The sequence below is a fragment of the Humitalea rosea genome (genome assembly GCF_003253705.1).
Classification (GTDB): domain Bacteria; phylum Pseudomonadota; class Alphaproteobacteria; order Acetobacterales; family Acetobacteraceae; genus Humitalea; species Humitalea rosea.
Genome location: NZ_QKYU01000008.1, coordinates 134,417 through 150,156, shown reverse-complemented (window position 1 = coordinate 150,156; position 15,740 = coordinate 134,417). Strand labels below are relative to the sequence as shown.

Annotated in this window: 21 protein-coding genes; 18 read left to right on the top strand and 3 right to left on the bottom strand. The window is 72.3% G+C overall.

Annotation, left to right across the window (positions count from 1 at the left end):
• The first annotated feature begins 154 nt into the window (after nt 1-154).
• The 18 genes from C8P66_RS08830 (at nt 155) to C8P66_RS24095 (ending at nt 12,882) form a co-directional block, all read left to right on the top strand.
• A complete protein-coding gene (locus tag C8P66_RS08830; RefSeq protein ID WP_245903344.1) occupies nt 155-586 on the top strand; it encodes a phage regulatory CII family protein in 432 nt (143 codons plus the stop codon).
• Nucleotides 583-1,179: a lysozyme family protein gene (locus C8P66_RS08825; protein WP_111397877.1), complete on the top strand. Its 597-nt coding sequence runs from the start codon at nt 583-585 to the stop codon at nt 1,177-1,179. The genes C8P66_RS08830 and C8P66_RS08825 overlap by 4 nt, the downstream gene beginning before the upstream one ends.
• Nucleotides 1,176-1,553 (top strand): hypothetical protein, encoded by a 378-nt coding sequence (locus C8P66_RS08820; RefSeq protein WP_111397876.1) that lies wholly within the window; start codon nt 1,176-1,178, stop codon nt 1,551-1,553. Before C8P66_RS08825 ends, C8P66_RS08820 begins: the two co-directional genes overlap by 4 nt.
• Entirely contained in the window at nt 1,553-1,678 is a 126-nt protein-coding gene (locus C8P66_RS24690; RefSeq protein ID WP_281271339.1) for a hypothetical protein, read from the top strand. The genes C8P66_RS08820 and C8P66_RS24690 overlap by 1 nt, the downstream gene beginning before the upstream one ends.
• Entirely contained in the window at nt 1,671-2,024 is a 354-nt protein-coding gene (locus C8P66_RS08815; protein WP_111397875.1) for a DUF2730 family protein, read from the top strand. Before C8P66_RS24690 ends, C8P66_RS08815 begins: the two co-directional genes overlap by 8 nt.
• Nucleotides 2,021-2,329: a VpaChn25_0724 family phage protein gene (locus C8P66_RS08810; protein WP_111397874.1), complete on the top strand. Its 309-nt coding sequence runs from the start codon at nt 2,021-2,023 to the stop codon at nt 2,327-2,329. The genes C8P66_RS08815 and C8P66_RS08810 overlap by 4 nt, the downstream gene beginning before the upstream one ends.
• A gap of 7 nt (nt 2,330-2,336) precedes the next feature.
• A complete protein-coding gene (locus C8P66_RS08805; RefSeq protein ID WP_158537167.1) occupies nt 2,337-2,909 on the top strand; it encodes a phage protein Gp27 family protein in 573 nt (190 codons plus the stop codon).
• A 182-nt stretch (nt 2,910-3,091) separates the two neighbouring features.
• Nucleotides 3,092-4,018 (top strand): major capsid protein, encoded by a 927-nt coding sequence (locus C8P66_RS08800; protein ID WP_245903342.1) that lies wholly within the window; start codon nt 3,092-3,094, stop codon nt 4,016-4,018.
• Nucleotides 4,018-4,380: a hypothetical protein gene (locus tag C8P66_RS23810; RefSeq protein WP_158537166.1), complete on the top strand. Its 363-nt coding sequence runs from the start codon at nt 4,018-4,020 to the stop codon at nt 4,378-4,380. Before C8P66_RS08800 ends, C8P66_RS23810 begins: the two co-directional genes overlap by 1 nt.
• A 2-nt stretch (nt 4,381-4,382) precedes the next feature.
• Nucleotides 4,383-4,820, top strand: coding sequence for a gp436 family protein (locus C8P66_RS08790; protein ID WP_111397871.1), 438 nt, complete (start codon nt 4,383-4,385; stop codon nt 4,818-4,820).
• Nucleotides 4,817-5,341 (top strand): phage protein Gp37, encoded by a 525-nt coding sequence (locus C8P66_RS08785; RefSeq protein ID WP_111397870.1) that lies wholly within the window; start codon nt 4,817-4,819, stop codon nt 5,339-5,341. Before C8P66_RS08790 ends, C8P66_RS08785 begins: the two co-directional genes overlap by 4 nt.
• On the top strand, nt 5,245-8,025 hold the full coding sequence (locus C8P66_RS08780) for a tape measure protein (RefSeq protein WP_111397869.1): 2,781 nt from the start codon (nt 5,245-5,247) through the stop codon (nt 8,023-8,025). The genes C8P66_RS08785 and C8P66_RS08780 overlap by 97 nt, the downstream gene beginning before the upstream one ends.
• A complete protein-coding gene (locus C8P66_RS08775) occupies nt 8,022-9,332 on the top strand; it encodes a DNA circularization protein (RefSeq protein ID WP_111397868.1) in 1,311 nt (436 codons plus the stop codon). The genes C8P66_RS08780 and C8P66_RS08775 overlap by 4 nt, the downstream gene beginning before the upstream one ends.
• On the top strand, nt 9,329-10,573 hold the full coding sequence (locus C8P66_RS23805) for a phage baseplate assembly protein (RefSeq protein ID WP_158537165.1): 1,245 nt from the start codon (nt 9,329-9,331) through the stop codon (nt 10,571-10,573). The genes C8P66_RS08775 and C8P66_RS23805 overlap by 4 nt, the downstream gene beginning before the upstream one ends.
• Nucleotides 10,570-11,094, top strand: a complete 525-nt coding sequence (locus C8P66_RS23800) for a phage baseplate assembly protein V (protein ID WP_158537164.1) — start codon at nt 10,570-10,572, stop codon at nt 11,092-11,094. The genes C8P66_RS23805 and C8P66_RS23800 overlap by 4 nt, the downstream gene beginning before the upstream one ends.
• On the top strand, nt 11,091-11,525 hold the full coding sequence (locus tag C8P66_RS08765) for a phage GP46 family protein (protein WP_111397866.1): 435 nt from the start codon (nt 11,091-11,093) through the stop codon (nt 11,523-11,525). The genes C8P66_RS23800 and C8P66_RS08765 overlap by 4 nt, the downstream gene beginning before the upstream one ends.
• Nucleotides 11,525-12,433 (top strand): baseplate J/gp47 family protein, encoded by a 909-nt coding sequence (locus C8P66_RS24100; RefSeq protein WP_211314084.1) that lies wholly within the window; start codon nt 11,525-11,527, stop codon nt 12,431-12,433. Before C8P66_RS08765 ends, C8P66_RS24100 begins: the two co-directional genes overlap by 1 nt.
• Nucleotides 12,424-12,882, top strand: coding sequence for a glycosyltransferase (locus C8P66_RS24095; RefSeq protein WP_281271340.1), 459 nt, complete (start codon nt 12,424-12,426; stop codon nt 12,880-12,882). The genes C8P66_RS24100 and C8P66_RS24095 overlap by 10 nt, the downstream gene beginning before the upstream one ends.
• Here C8P66_RS24095 and C8P66_RS08755 read toward each other — a convergent pair.
• The 3 genes from C8P66_RS08755 to C8P66_RS08745 are packed head-to-tail and all read right to left on the bottom strand — an operon-like array spanning nt 12,879 to nt 15,681.
• Complete coding sequence (locus tag C8P66_RS08755; RefSeq protein ID WP_111397864.1) at nt 12,879-13,580, bottom strand: hypothetical protein; 702 nt, start codon at nt 13,578-13,580, stop codon at nt 12,879-12,881. The genes C8P66_RS24095 and C8P66_RS08755 overlap by 4 nt on opposite strands.
• Complete coding sequence (locus C8P66_RS08750) at nt 13,577-14,986, bottom strand: TRAP transporter large permease (protein WP_111397863.1); 1,410 nt, start codon at nt 14,984-14,986, stop codon at nt 13,577-13,579. Before C8P66_RS08750 ends, C8P66_RS08755 begins: the two co-directional genes overlap by 4 nt.
• Nucleotides 14,983-15,681, bottom strand: a complete 699-nt coding sequence (locus C8P66_RS08745; protein WP_245903340.1) for a TRAP transporter small permease subunit — start codon at nt 15,679-15,681, stop codon at nt 14,983-14,985. Before C8P66_RS08745 ends, C8P66_RS08750 begins: the two co-directional genes overlap by 4 nt.
• Between the last annotated feature and the right edge of the window lie 59 nt (nt 15,682-15,740).

The window sequence follows — 15,740 nt, the reverse complement described above, 5'->3', positions numbered from 1 at the left end:
GGCCTCCAAGTCTCTCGGCGGTCTATCACTCACTGCTCTCTCCATCGCGTTTGCTGTCCCGGGAAGGACAAGCGCGATGGTGGCGGCGCGGCGGGCCGGGGGCCAGTGGCCTTCGGCCCGCCGGAGCCGCGCCTGAACCATGTCCCGCGCGGCCATGCAACCCGATCTGCTGGGGTGGGAGCCGTCGCAGGCGGCGTTTGCCTTCCCCGAGGCTGACATCCGGGCCGGCACGGCTGCCGGGCGCGTGGCCCGTGCGGTTGCCGCCACGCTGAAGGCCTGCCCGCTGACCCGCAGAGAAGTTGCGCGGCGGATGAGCGACTACATCGGCGCCGAGGTCAGCCTGCACATGCTGGACGCCTATGCCAGCCAGGGCCGGGCCGAGCACCATATCAGCGCCCCGCGCCTGCTGGCGCTGTTGCACGCGACCGGTGACCGGCGGCTGCTGGAAGCGCTGGCGGCCCCCTTCGGCTTCGCGGTGATCGAACGGCGCTACCTCGCGGATATCGAAATGGCCGAGCTGCGAGAGCGCGAGGGCGAGCTGCGCCGCCGGCGCAAGGCGCTGGCACGCCGGATCGGCGGCAAGTGAGCCTGTCCCTCGTCAGCCCCGCGCCGCCGCTTGCCGATGCCGGTGAATGGTTCACGGCGGCGGAACTGGCGGGCCTCGGCCTGCCATATTTGCCCGACACACCCCGCGGCATGCTGGCCCGCGCCCATCGCTGCGGCTGGTTGCGGCCCGAGGCCGAGGGGCGGCTCTGGCGCCGGCGTGTCGGGCGCGGCGGCGGGGCGGAAATCCACCTGTCAGCCCTGCCGATCGAAGTGCAGGCCAAGCTCTTGACCGGTTCGCTGACGCCGGAAATCGCCATGACGCCCTCGGCCGAGGCCCGGGAGGGCGATGAATGGGCGTGGTTCGAGCGTCTGCCGGAACATCGCCGCACCGCGCGGTGGCTGCAGGCCGCCTGTGGCGCCGTGCAGGATGGCCAGATCGGGCCCCGGACGCTGGCAGCCGCCGCCAATCGCGGGGCGGCCCAGGTCTATGTCGAGCTGACCGCGCTGCGCACCGTGTTCCTGGCGCGCCAGCCAAACTCCGGAACCTTCGGGCTGGGCTGGTCGCGCCGCATGGCGCGGCTGGGCGTCATTGCCTGGTCCGACGCCATCGAGCCCTTGGAGCTTCGCGCATGAACACCCTCGCACCGTTTCTGGACGTGATGATCCAGGTCCTCGCCATGATGGCCTTGGCCATGGCCGGCCCGCTGGTGCTGCGCTGGGCCGATGCCCTGAAGCTGGCGGCGGATGACCGCGTGCGTGGCTACCTGCTGCAGGCGCTGGAGGTGGGCGTGCAAGCGGCCGCGACCGCTGCCCGGGCCCGCGCCGGCCTCATAACCCCGGCGGAGGCGGCAAAGGAGGCCTCGGCCTATGTCACCGAGCGCGTGCCTGATGCGTTGAAGCGCCTGGGCGTCTCGGCCGACGGGTTGCACAAGATGGCGGAGGCGCGACTGGCGCCGATGCTTGAGCCCTTGGCGCGGTCGGCCGCCGCTGTAACCGCGCCCCTGTGATGGCCGACGACGGCGATCGCGCGGCCGACCTGGCCGAGGCCCAGCGGGCCGACGCCATCGCGCGCATCCGCGCGATGGTCCGCCCGCCCGCGCCGAAACCGGCGGAGGAAAAACCGCATGCTTGAAACCGTCCTCCGCAGCCAGCCGCTGCTGCTCGCCGTGCTGGCGCTGCTCGGCGGCGCCGGGCTGTGGATGCTGCGGCAGCAGACGCTCAGCATGGTGGCGAGTCAGATCAAGCCGCTGGCCGCCACTGTCAGCGGCCAGGCGGATCGTCTGACGGCCGTCGAGGCCAGCATCGCCAGCCTGCCACGCGACGAGGATCTCCGCGTGCTCTCCGCCCGGGTCGCCGATACGGAGCGTGGTGTCGCCGTGGTGGGGGAGCAGGTGCGCGCCGTCTCCAGCGCGGTCGGGAGGGTCGAGCATATGACCACGTTGTTGGTCGAGCATCAGATCGGGAAGGCGGCACGATGACCAGCCTCGCCGAAATCCTGGCCCAGGATCGCCGCTGCGTCGTCCTCCGCGCGCTACAGGAAGACCACGACTACAGCCTGAACGAGGACACGCTGCGCAGCGTCCTGGCCAGCTTCGGGCACGGCGTCATCAAGCGCGACCTGATCCGCGCCGATCTCGCCTGGCTGGAAGAGCAGCGGCTGCTGCGGGTCGAGAAGCTGGCGGCCGCTTCCGGCGAGCTGTGGATCGCGACCCTGACGGCAGATGGTGCGGCCGTGGCGCAGGGCGCGCCACATCCCGGCGTCGCCCGGCCGCAGCCGCGGTAGCGGCCACATGGCCGCCCGCCCATCCTCCATCGACCGCCTGGGCGCCCCGATCCGCGCCGCCATCGCCAAGCTGCGCGAGCAGGGGCGCACGCTGGACGAAATCCTGGAGCACCTGAAATCGCTGGAGGTGGACGTCTCGCGCTCCGCCCTCGGCCGCCACATCAAGGGCATGGCGCGGCTGGGCGAGCGGCTGCGCCGGTCCCGGTCGATGGCCGAGGGGCTGGCGCGTCAACTGGGCGACACGCCCGGCGACCAGATGGCACGGCTCAACATCGAGCTCCTGCATTCATTCCTGAATGACGCGCTGGCCTCGGCCGAGGATCCCGATGACGAGGGCGGCCGCGCGGTCGCCCTGCATCTGCAAAACCCGAAAGGCGCGGCGCTCTTCGCCGAGGCGGTGGAGCGGCTGACCAAGGCCTCGCGCCACAACGCAGACTTTGTAGAGCGCATCGAGAAGCGCGCGTCCGAGGCGGCCCGGAAGGCCGCGGCGGCGCAGGCCGTCACCGCCGGCCAGGAGGGCGGGCTGTCGGCGACCCTGATCGAGACGATCAAGAACCGCATCCTCGGCGTCCATGCCTGACGCGCTGCCGCCGATCAGCGCGGCTGAATGGATCCGGCACCGTGCCGAGGCCAGGGCCTTCGGCATGCCGGCGGGCTCCGGCTCCGGCGTGCTGCTGGGCTATCAGCGCCGGCTGCTCGCGACGCTGGCCAGCAACGACGTCACCATCTGCGAGAAGTCGCGGCGCATCCCTGAACATGTCCATGAGCCTCTCGCAGGTCCGTGTTGTCGATCCCGTCCTGACGACGGTCGCGCGCGGCTACACCCAGTCCAACCTCGTCGGTTCGGTGCTGTTCCCCGAGGTCCCGGTCGACCTCTCCGGCGGCCAGATCCTGGAATTCGGCAAGGAAGCCTTCCGGCTCGTCAACGCCCGCCGCGCACCGGGCGGCGCGACCAAGCTGGTCGATTTCGGCTACCTCGGCGCGCCCTACGCGCTGCTGCAGGATAGCCTCGGCGCCAAGGTGCCGCGCGAATGGATGCGCGATGCCTCGCGTTCGCCCGGCATCGATCTCGGCACCCGCGCGGTGAACACCGTGATGGGCCAGCTGCGCACGGGGCTGGAATATCAGCAGGCGGTGATGGCCCGCACGGCCGCCAGCTACGCCGCCAGCAACAAGGTCACGCTCGCGGGCGGCGCGCGCTGGAGCACCGCGACGGTGGATCCCAGCGTGACGATCGAGACGGGGCGCGAGGCAATCCGGGCCGCGGTCGGCGTCTATCCGAATGTGGCGCTGCTGTCGGCCAAGGCCTTCGCCGCCGCCCGCAACAACCCGATCCTGCTCAACCGGTTCCGCTACACCACGGCCGCCAGCATCACCGAGGAGATGCTGGCGGCGTTGTGGAACGTCGATCGCGTGGTGGTCGGCAAGGGGGTCTTTGCCTCCGGCGCGGATGACGCCTTCGCCGACATCTGGGGCACGGATGCGATCCTCGCCTATTCGGCGATCGGGGCGATGGGCGCCGAGGTGCCGTCCTACGGCTACACCTACACCATGCGCGGCCATCCGATGGTCGAGCCGGCCTATTGGGACAACGGCACCAAGAGCTGGGTCTGCGGTGTCACCTATGAGCGTGCTCCGGTGCTCGCCGGCGTCTCCGCCGGCTACCTGATCACCACGGCCGCCGACTGATGCGCCTGCGCGCGATCAGCCCGACGATGACGCCGGACGGCCTGGTGCCGCCCGGCAGCAGCTTCGACGCCACGGCGGCGGACGTCGTGCTGTTGGTCCGCATGGGCGTGGCCAAACTCGCCGAGCCGGAGGCCGCGTCCATGCTGTCGCCGACCCCTGATGCCCCCGCGCAGGAGGGTGCCGATCTGGAGATCGCGCCCGTGCCGCCGCCGAACCCAGATGCCCCCGCGCAGGAGGGTGCCGAGATCCAAGCCGGCGCCCCGGTGCCGCCTGCTCCGACGCCGGAGCCGGGGGTGGCGGCGTCCAAAGCCGCCACCCCCGCGAAGGCCAAGGCCAAGGCCGCAGCCAAGGCGAAGCCCTGAGCATGGCCTATGCGGACATCGCCGAGATGGTGGATCGGTTTGGGGAGGAGGAGCTGGTGCAGCTCGCCCCCACCGCCGATGGCGCGCCTGACCCGCTGCGATTGAATCGCGCGATGGCCGATGCCTCCGATCTCGCGGACGGCTACCTGCGGTCGCGCTACGCCATGCCGCTGGCCTTCGTGCCGCCGCTGCTGGTGCAGATCGTCTGCGCCATCGCCCGCTACACCCTGCACCTCGGTGGCAATCGCCAGGCCACCGACCAGGTCAAGGCCGAACGCGACGCCGCCATCGCGCTGCTGCGCGACATCGCCGCCAGCCGCGCGGATCTCGGCCTCGATGCGCAGACGCCGGGCCCGGCCGCGGCCGATGGCGTGCTGTCGCAGCCCCGCATCGCCGGCCTGTCGGAATGTGACCTCGATGCCTATCGCGGGTTCCGATGATCGTCGCGATCGAGGACGCCGTGATCGCGCGCCTGGCCCAAGCCTTCCAGGGACGCGTGAAGGAGATCGCCTCCCGCCCCGCGAAGATCGATGCCGACGAGCTCGCGCGCATCCTCTCGGTCGCGCCCGGCGTCTACGTCTCCTTCCTCGGCTGGAAGCGGCGGGAGCGGCCCCGGCGCTGCGTCACCGGCGCCTTTGGGGTCTACCTGGTGGCGCAGAACGCCTCGGGCGATCGCGCCCGCCGGCGCGGCGATGATGCCGTGATCGGCGGCTATGAGATGGCGGTGGTGGCCGCCGCCGCGCTCGAAGCCTGGGCGCCCGAGACGGCCGCCGGCGTGATCGAGATCCGTAGCTGCGAGAACCTGTTCGGCGCGGCCTTCGAGCGCGCGGGCCCCCGCCACCGCCCGCCGCAAGGAGTAGCGCCATGTCCGCCTCGGTCAGCTTCAACGCGATCCCGCTCTCGATCCGGGTGCCCGGCACCTATGTCGAGATCTCCAACACGCGCGCCATCCGGGGCCTGACCAAATGGCCGGCGCGGGTGATGCTGCTCGGCCAGATGCTGAGCACCGGCACCGCGGCCGCGAATGTGCCGATCCAGATCACCTCGGCGACCATGGCCCGCACCGCCTTCGGTCGGGGTTCGATGCTGGCGCACCTGTTCGCGGCCTGGTTCGGCAACACGCTGACCACCGAGGTCTGGGCGATCCCGATGGTGGACGCCGTCGCCGGCGTGGCCGCCACCGGCACCGTCACCGCCGTCGGCACCGCCACAGCGCCGGGCACCATCCCCCTGTTGGTCGGTGGCCGGCGGGTCGAGGTCGGGGTGACGACGGGCGACACCGCGGCCGCGGTCGCGACCGCGGTGTCGGCCGCGATCGCCGCCTCGCTCGACCTGCCCCTGACCGCCTCCGTGCTGTCCGCCGCCGTGACGCTGACGGCAAAGCACAAGGGCACCTGCGGCAATTCCATCGACGTTCGGCACAGTTTCTACCCGGGGGAGGCGCTGCCGGCCGGCATCACGCTGACGATCGTGCCCATGGCCGGTGGCGTTACCAACCCGACCGTGCAGACGGCGCTCGATGCCATCGGCGACACCTGGTTCACGGACTTCGTCACGCCCTGGACCGACGCGCCGAACCTGGTGGCGCTGGAGGCCAAGCTCGCCGGCGACTTCGGGCCGCTGGCGATGCGCGACGCCCATGGCTGGGCAGCGCTCTCGGGTACGTTCTCGGCCCTGACCACCTTCGGGGCGGGGCGCAACAGCCCGCAGCTGACGGTGCTGGCCGACCGCGGATCGCCGACCCGGGCGCGGGAGGCGACCTCGGCGATCGCGGGGCTCGCGGCGCGCACGGCCGCGATCGGCGCCGGCCTCGGCATCGCGGCCGGGGCGGCGGTCAACCGCAACATCATCGGCGTCGCGGCCAGTTTCGAGCGATACCAGCTGACCCTGCAGACGGTGATGGGCAGCCAGGCAGCGGCCGAGCAGGCGCTGGCCTGGGTGTCCGACTTCGCCCGCACCACGCCCTTCGAGCTCGGCGAGGCGACCCAGGCCTTCGTCTCGCTCCGCACCATGGGCATCGACCCCACCACGGGGCTGCTGCGCCAGCTCGGCGATGCGGCCGCGATCCGCTCCACCTCGCTGGCCGATGTGACGACAGCCTTCAGTGCCGCGCTGCGCGGCGAGATGGACCCCCTTGAGCGATTCGGGATCATGGCCCGGACCGAGGGCGACCGGATCACGCTCAACTGGCAGGCGAACGGCCAGGAGATGCGGGCCAGCGTCGACAAGACCAACCGGGCGCTGCTGTCGCGTCGCATCGGCGATGCGCTGGGCCAGATGTATGGCGGCGGCATGGCGCAGCTCGCCACCAGCTGGGATGGCCAGTTGTCGAATCTGTCGGACGCCTGGGCGCGCTTCGGGCTGCTGGTCGGCAACGCCGGCTTCTTCGACCTGATGAAGCAGCAGTTGAGCGACCTGTTGGCCTGGCTCGGCCGGTTGGAAGCGGACGGCTCGCTCACCCGCTGGGCGACGCAGATCTCCGAGGTGCTGTCCGGCGTGGTGCGCGGGCTGCGCGACCTGGTCACGGGCACGGATGAAACGCCGCCACTGCTGACCCGCCTCGGCAATGCCTTCGAGACCGTCAGCGACATCATCCGCCCGATCGTCACCAGGTTCGGTGGCATCGAGACGGCGATCGCCGTCTTCGCCGTGGTGGCCGGCGGGCCGATCCTCGCCGCCCTGGCCTCGCTGACCGGCGCCGTCGTGCTGCTGGGCGCGGCGCTGCTCACGACGCCCCTGGGCTGGTTCCTCGGCGCGGTCGCGCTGATCGCCGGCGCGGCGGCCGCCATCTACGCCAATTGGGATGGGCTGGTCGCCTGGTCGGCCGGGCTGTGGACGCGGTTCCGCAGCGGCCTGGAACCCCAGATGGCGGAGATCTCCGCCATCGTGGACGGCGCCTTCGCGGGCGCGGCCCGGCTGGCGCGGGCGGCCTGGGACAGGCTCGGCAGCGGCCTGACCACCATCCTGGACGGCATCGGCGCCGCCTTCACCTGGACCATGGAGCGCATCCGGTCGGTGCTCGACTGGCTGCGCGACGCCGTGGAGCCGCTCAGAGCCGCCTGGGAGCCGCTTGAGACGTTCTTCACCGGGCTCTGGGGCGGCGTCGCCGATGCGCTGGATGGCGCCTGGCGACGCATCCTGCCGGTGATCGACTGGCTGCGCGATGCGGTGGCGCCGCTCAGGGCCGCCTGGGAGCCGCTTGCGGCGTTCTTCAGTGGCCTCTGGGGTGGCGTCGCCGACGCGTTGGACACCGCCTGGGGGCGCATCCGCCCGATTGTCGACGCGCTCCGCTCCGCCGCCGAATTCTTCGGCCGCGACACCCCGGCCGCCGCCCCGGGCCAGGAACCGGCCCTTGGCCAGGTCGGGCGGCGCGGCCGCGCGCGGGGCGCGCAGCGGATCGAGGGCTTCGACGAGGAGGATGGCGCGCCCGCCGGGACGGCCCCGGGCGGCCTGCCGCCGCCGCCCGCCACTGCCGGCGGTGGCGTGCCCCCGCCGCCCGCCGGGGCCGCGCGCGAGCCGGTCCGCGTCGACACCGGCGGCACCCTGCGCATCCAGGTCGAGGATGGGCGGGTCGGCGTCAGCGGCCGGCCGAACGATCCGACCCAGATGCGGTGGGACCGCGGCCCGTCGCTGGTGACGCCATGAGCGGCTTTTTGGCCGGCGTCATCGGCACCGGCGCGGTCGGCGGCGGCTTCCTGGAGCGCGCGCTGCGCCCCGCCTCGCTGCGCGGCGAGGGGTTTTGGGTCTCGGATGGCGAGGACACCACCGCGCGGCGCTGGATCACCCATGAATTCCCCCTGCGCGACGAGCCGTGGCACGAGGACCTCGGGCCGAGGGTGCAGACATTCGGCGTGGATGGGGTGCTGATCGGCGACGACGTCGTCGCCCAGGCCGAAGCCTTCCGCACCGCCGCCGGCGCCGCCGGTCCCGCCCGCCTGGTGCACCCCTGGTACGGCGAGATGGACGTCGTCGTCCTCGATCTGCGCGTGCGGCTTTCGGCCAATGAGGGCCGGATCGCCCGCATCAGCTTCAAGGTCGAGCGCTTCGGCAGCCGCCCGCTGCCGATCATCGCCGTGGACGGCATCGGCGCCGTGCTGGGCTGGATCAACGATGCGGTGGCCACCGTGCGGGATGCCGTCGGCCGGCTGCGGTCGCTGGTCGGCGCCGTCGACGGCGTCATCGGCACCGTGCTCGGCCTGGCCGGCGGGCTGGTCTCGGCCGCCACCTCGATCCTGTTCGGCGCCGGCCTGTCGGGCGCCCTCGCCGGCACCGCCACCGCCCGGGCGCTGGCCGCGCTGGCCGGCCTGACCGCGACCGAGGCCCGCGACACCGCCACCGTTTCGGCGCGCATCGCCGACGTGCCGCGCGCCATCGCGCATGAGGCCGGTGGTGGCGCCGCGATCGCCGGCGAGGACCCGCCCGCCGTGCCAGCGCCGGGTCCCGTCACCGAGGCGCTGCTGCGCCTGGCCACCGGCACCGCCATCCCGGTCCCGACCGCGCGCGCCACCCCGACCCAGATCCAGACGGCCAACACCGCCCAGGCGCTGTCCGTCGTGCTGCGGGTCACCGCGGCCGCCGAGGCCGCCCGCGCCGCCACCGAGATCGCCTGGACCAGCAGCGCCGAGGCCGTGGCGATGCGCGACCGCCTGGCCGACGTGCTGGAAGCCGCGGCCGAGGCGGCGGCGGCGATCGGGCTCGATGACACCTGGCGCGGCACGCTGGATCTGCGCGCGGCGGTGATCGCGGATCTGAATGCCCGCGCTGCGTCGCTGCCGGATTTGGTGACCATCATCCTGCCGGCGCCGCTGCCCGCCTCGCTCGTGGCCTATCGGCTGGATGGCGATGCGCTCGGCACCGTCTTTGCGCGGGGCGAGGACCTGGTCGCGCGCAACCGGGTGCGGCACCCGGGCTTCGTGCCGGCCGGCGTGCCGCTGGAAGCGGTGCGGGGATGAGCGGCTTTGCCTCCGGCGCCCTGGCCGAGCTGCTGGTCGACGGCCGCATCCATCGCGGCTGGAAGACGGTCAAGGTGTCGCACTCGATCGAGTGCGGCGCCGCCAAGATCGATCTGGATCTGACCGAGCGATGGAGCCGCAGCGAGGAGCCGCGCCGCCTGCGCCCGGGCGCGGCCTTCAAGTTGCTGCTGCAGGGCGATGCGGTGGTCGAGGGCTTCATCGACAGCGTCGGCGCCGATTACGACGACAGCACGCACGCCGTCACCATCGCCGGCCGGGAACGCACCGCCGACCTGGTGGATGGGGCGGCCGTCGTGGATGGGCCGCATGAGTTCCGCAACCTGGGCCTGACGGAGCTGGTGGCGCGGCTGGCGCGCCCCTTCGGCATCGCGGTGCGCGCCGAAACCAACGTCGGCCGCGTCTTCGACAAGTTCGCGCTCCAGCCCGGCGAGGCGGCCTGGGAGGCGATCGAGCGCGCCTGCCGCCAGCGCGCGGTGCTCGCGACCGGCAACGGCCTCGGGACGCTGCTGCTGACGCGCGCCGGCGCCGGCGGGGCCGCGGCCGGTGCCATCGTGCTGGGCGGCCCGGATGGCAACGTGCTCTCCGCCAGCGGCACCTTCGACGCCTCGGGACGCCACAACATCGTGGTCGTGCGCGGACAGGACGCCGGCGCGAGCACGGCATCCGATGGGCTGCAATACACGCGGCCGGCCGGCAGCACCGGCCCCTGGACCATCGCACCAGGGCAGGACACCCCGCGCACGGCGCCGCAGGGCCGCCAGCGCGGCGAGGGGCGCGCCGCCGATCCCGCCCTCACCAGGTGGCGCCCGCAGGTCATCATCGCCGAGGCCGCGGGCGACGGCCCGACCTTCCAGCAGCGGGCGGAATGGGCGGTGCGGGTCGCGGCCGGCAAGGCGCGGCGTGTCGAGTACACCGTGCCCGGCTGGCGCGGCGGCACCGGCAAGCTCTGGGCGCCGAACACCCGCGTGCAGGTCGCGGACGCCTTCCTGGATATCGAGGAGGAGCTGCTGATCGCCAGCGTCAACTTCGTCCTCGGCGATCAGGGATCCACGACGGTGTTGGAATGCACCTTGCCCGATGCCTACGCGCTGATCGCCGAGGCCCCCAAGGGCAGGCGTGGCACCAGCAGCCCCTTGTCCGATGGGGTGCAATCCCGGGCCGCGGGCAGCAACGATCCCTGGCGCCCCGTGACACCGCCCCCAACGCCGAGCACCCCATGACACCCGCCGATTTCGCCCGCGCTTTGGCCCCGCTGCAACGCCGCATCATGCTGGCGGTGAGCCGGGGCGTGCTGCGTGCCGTCGCCGATGCCGAGGGCATCCAGCAGCTGCAGGTGACGATGCTGGCCGGTGAGACGCGCGATGCGGTCGAGCGGATGCAGCCCTACGGCTTGTCGGCCGTGCCGCTGCCGGGCGCGCAGTGTGTCGTCATCTGCGTCGGCGGCAACCGCGACCATCCCATCGCCATCGCCGTGGACGATCCGCGCTTCCGGCCCACCGATCTGCAGCCGGGCGAGGTGCGGCTCTACAACGACCAGGCCGGCGTCAGCATCACCCTCAAGAACGATCGCAGCATCCTGGTCGAAGGCCGGGAGATCATCCTGCGGGCCGAGGAGCGGGTGCGCGTCGAGGCACCGCTGCTGGAATGCACCGGCGACGTGACCGCGGACGGCATCAGCCTGATCCATCACCGCCACGGCGGCGTGCAGTCGGGCGCCGCCCAGACGGATGAGCCGGCATGATCGCCCTCGGCTGGGACAACGCCAAGGCCGGCGGCGAGCTGCTGCGCACCGCTGGCGGTGGCCTGGCCGAGGAGGACGGCCTGGCGACCTGCGTCCTGATCAGCCTGTTCTGCGATCGCCGCGCGCGGTCCGATGACGAGATCCCCGATGGCACCGCCGATCGGCGCGGCTGGGTCGGCGATGCGCTTGGCGATGATGGCGATCGCTGGGGATCGCGGCTGTGGCTGCTGGCCCGCGCCAAGCGGCTGGCCGAAACGCTGCGCCGTGCCGAGGATTACGCGGCCGAGGCGCTGGCCTGGCTGCGCGAGGACGGGCTGGCCGACACGGTCGATATCGCCGCCAGCTACGACGCGGGCGGCCGCCTGGTGCTGGGCATCGCGATCGCGCGCCCCGGCGTCGCCGGCGTCGAGAGCTTCAGGGCGGTGGTCTGATGCCCTGGCTCCGCCCCACCCCCGCCGAGATCCGCGACCGCATGGCGGCCGAGGTCGCCGTCGCGCTGCCGGGCGCGGATGCGCGGCTGCGGCGGTCGCCCGAGACGGCGATCGTGCGCGGCGTCGCGATCGCCAGCCACGAGCTGCACGGGCACATCGCCTGGGCCACGAAGCAGATCCTGGATGACACGGCCGAGGCGGAGGAGCTCGTGCGCCGTGCCGCCATCATGGGCATCACGCGCAAGCCCGCGGTCACGGCCTCGGGTCCGGTCACGCTGACCGGCACCGCCGGCGCCGTGCTGCCAGCCGGCACCGAGTTCCGCCGATCCGACGACGCGCGCTTTGTCGCCGATGCCGACGCCACGATCGCGGGCGGCGGCACCGCCACGGTCACGGTCACCGCGCGCGTTGCTGGTGCCGCGGGCAATACCGCGGCGGGCGCTGCCCTGGCCCTGATCGCCCCGGTGCCCAGCATCCTGCCCAGCGCCACCACGGACGGCCTCGGGGCCGGCGCGGATGCGGAGGGCGACGAGGATCTGCGCGCGCGCCTGATGGCCCGCCGGCAGGCGCCGCCGGCGGGCGGCGCGGCGGCGGATTACCGCGCCTGGGCTCTGGCCGTGCCGGGCGTCGGCAGCGCCTGGTGCGTCCCGCTCTGGGCGGGGGCGGGCACCGTCGGCGTCGGGATCCTGGCGGCCGGCGGGGCACTGGCCGGCACGCCGCTGATCAATGCCGTGGCCGCCGCGATCGCCCTCCTGCGGCCGGTGACGGCGAACGTCACCGTATTCACCCCGACCGCCACGACGATCCCGATCATCTTGGGGATCAGCCCCGACACGACGGCCGTGCGGACAGCGTCTCCTACAGCCGCCCGCCGCCGGAGGGCGGGACCTGGAAGGCGCTGCTGCTGAAGGAGCTGGAGGGGCAGATCGACCTCTCGCGGGTGCATTTCATCGGCCGGGTGCCCTATCCCGCCCTGCTGGCGCTGTTCCGGGTGACGGCGGCGCATCTGTATCTGACCTATCCCTTCGTTTTGTCGTGGTCGATGCTGGATGCCATGGCCTGCGGCGTGCCCCTGCTCGCCTCCGCGACCGCGCCGGTGCTGGAGGTGGTGGAGGAGGGGGTGAACGGCCGCCTGGTGGAGTTCTTCGACCCCGAGGCGATCGCGCGCGGATTGGCGGCGATGCTGGCCGATCCGGCGGCGCTGCGCCCGCTGCGGGAGGCGGCGCGGCGGACGGTGGTGGAACGCTACGATCTGCGCCGGGTGTGCCTGCCGCAGCAGCTTGCGCTGGTGGAGGCGGTGGCGCGGATGGGGGCGCGGGGGGAGGGCGTCTCGGTGCCGCCGGCGGGGCCGGGTTAGACGAACCCCGCCCCCGCCCGCCCCAACGCGCCCACCACCGCCGTCCAACGCGCGCCCCGGACCGGCACCACCGCCGCCGACAGCCCCGCGACCAGCAGCACCGCCCCCGCCGGCAGCCCGCCCCGCGCCCGCGCCTCGGCCGCCGCTGCCTCCAGCCGCGCCGCCAGATCCACGGGCTGGCCCCGGGGGCGTTGTCGCCCTTCGGCCAGGGCCACGGCTTCGGTTCCGGGCAGGACCGCGCGGCCGCGCCCGATCAGCACCAGGCCCAGACCCGCCAGATCGGCGGTGACGGCGGCCGGATCGGCCCCGGGGCCGGAGAAGCGGGAGGCCGCGACATCCAGCGCCGGATGCAGCGCCGAGAACCGGGCCGGCTCCGCGCCGAGCGGCAGCCCGGCGCCCAACGGCTCAGCCAGCACCGCCGCCACCGCCGCCGTCACTCGCGCATGCCGCAGCCCCGAGAGGGCCACGGGCGTGCCGGCCGCCACCAGACGCCCCGCCGTGAGCGGCCCGACCAGCCCATCCGGCGCGATCCGCAGCCCGACCGGCGGCTGGCCCAGCGCGTCGAGCAAGGCGGCCGCCACATCCTCGCCCTCCGCGGCATCACGCGGGGCCATGCCGGCGGGCAAGGCGGCGAGCGGGTTGCCGCTGGTCCAGGCCTCGGCCAGCCAGCGCGCGGCCTCGGTTGCGCGGTCGCTCATCGGATCGGCGGCAGCATGATCTCGTCTTCCTGGAAGCCGCCCGGCGGCGGGCCCTGCATCTGGATCACCGGCGCCGCATTGGGATCGTTCCCGTAGAGCGCATCGGGCAGCCAGGTCACGATGCCGGGGAAGACATAGACCATCAGCATGGTGAAGATGACGATGTAGATGAAGGGCATGCAGCCGGCGAAGATATCCTCCAGACGCACATGCTTCGGCGCCACGCCCTTGAGGTAGAAGGCCGCCATCGCGACCGGCGGCGACAGGAAGGAGGTTTGCAGGTTCAGCGCCACCAGCACGCCGAAGAACAGCGGCGAGACGCCGAAATCATCCAGCATCGGCAGGAAGATGGGCACGAAGATCACGATGATCTCGGTCCATTCCAGCGGCCAGCCGAGCACGAAGATGATCGCCTGCGCCAGCAGCATGAAGGTGAAGGTGTTCAGCGGCAGCGAGGTGACGAAATTCTCCACCACCTGCTGGCCGCCGAGATAGCCGAACACCGAGGAGAAGATGTAGCTGCCGACGAACAGCCAGCAGACCATCGCCGAGGTCCGCGCGGTCAGATAGACCGACTCGCGCAGCTTCTCCCAACTGAAGGCGCGGTAGGCGAGGGCCAGGATGATGGAGCCGAGGCTGCCCATCGCCGCCGCCTCGGAGGGGGTCGCGAGGCCCAGCAGGATCGAGCCCAGCACCAGAAGGATCAGCGACAGCAGCGGGAAGAAGGAGGTCGCGAGATTCAGCAGGATCATGCGGAAGGGGATGTTCACCTCCTCCGGCGGCAGCTTGGGCGCGACCGAGGGTTTGACGATCGCCAGCACGATGACATAGCCGATGTACAGGCTGGCCAGCAGCACGCCGGGGATGAAGGCGGCGGCGTAGAGCTGCACCACCGACACGCCCGCCGTCGCGCCATACAGGATCAGCATGATCGAGGGCGGGATCAGGATGCCGAGGCAGCCACCGGCCGCGACCACGCCCGAGGCGAGCTTCACGTCATAGCCCGCGCGCAGCATCGCCGGGAAGGCGAGCAGCCCCATCAGCGTCACCACCGCGCCGACGATGCCCGTCGCGGTCGCGAACAGCGCGCAGGTGACGAGGGTCGCGACCGCGAGGCTGCCGGGGATGTTGCCCGATGCCATCTGCAAGGATCTGAACAGCCGGTCGAGGATGTTCGCGCGTTCGATGATGTAGCCCATCAGCACGAACAGCGGCACCGATAGCAGCACGTCATTGGCCATGACCGCATAGGTGCGCTGCACCAGCAGGTCGAAGATGCGGTCCCCCATCCCGAGGTAGCCGAAGAACACCCCCATCGCCATCAAGGTGAAGGCGATCGGGAAGCCGAGCATGATGAAGAACAGGAACAGCCCGAGCATGGTCAGGCCGAGGGCGGGATCGCTCATCGCTTGTTTGCCATTTCCTGCGCCAGGGCCTCGGCCCCCTCCCTTTCGGCCGCGGCGAGCAGCAGTTGTTCCAGCTCCTGCACATCCGACAGCCGCTGCGGCCAGGCGCCGTGGCGCAGCACCTGCACGCAGCGCACCGCCTCCACGATGCCTTGCAGCAGCATCAGGAAACCGACGATCGGGATCAGCCCCTTGAACGGCCAGATCACCGGGCCGGAGGGGCTGAACATGCTGCGTTCGTTCTGCGCGTAGGAGAGCGCGAAGAAATGCCAGCCCGCGATCATCAGCGCGAAGATCCCGGGGAAGAAGAAGATGATGTAGAGCAGCAGGTCCAGCCCCGCCTGCCGGCGCGGCGACAGCATCCGATACACGAAATCCCCGCGCACATGCCCGTTGCGCGACAGCGCATAGGCGCCCGCCATCATGAACAGCGTGCCGTAGAGCATGTAGGAGACGTCGTAGCCCCAGGTCGTCGGCGCGCGGAACACGTAGCGCGCGGTGACCTCATAGACCACGACGCCGGTCAGCAGCAGGATCGTCCAGGCGAAGAACTGCCCGACATGGGTCGAGAGCTGGTCGATGCCGAGCAGCACCGCCTTCACCCGCGGATGGTCGGAAAACACGATGCCGATGATCAAGGCGATCGCGACCGCCACGGCAAGGACGATGGCGACGAGGCTATCGGTGACGCCCAAGGCAACCCTCCCTCCGGTCAGGCGAAAAAGGGCCGGCGCGGGATGCCCGGCCGGCCCGC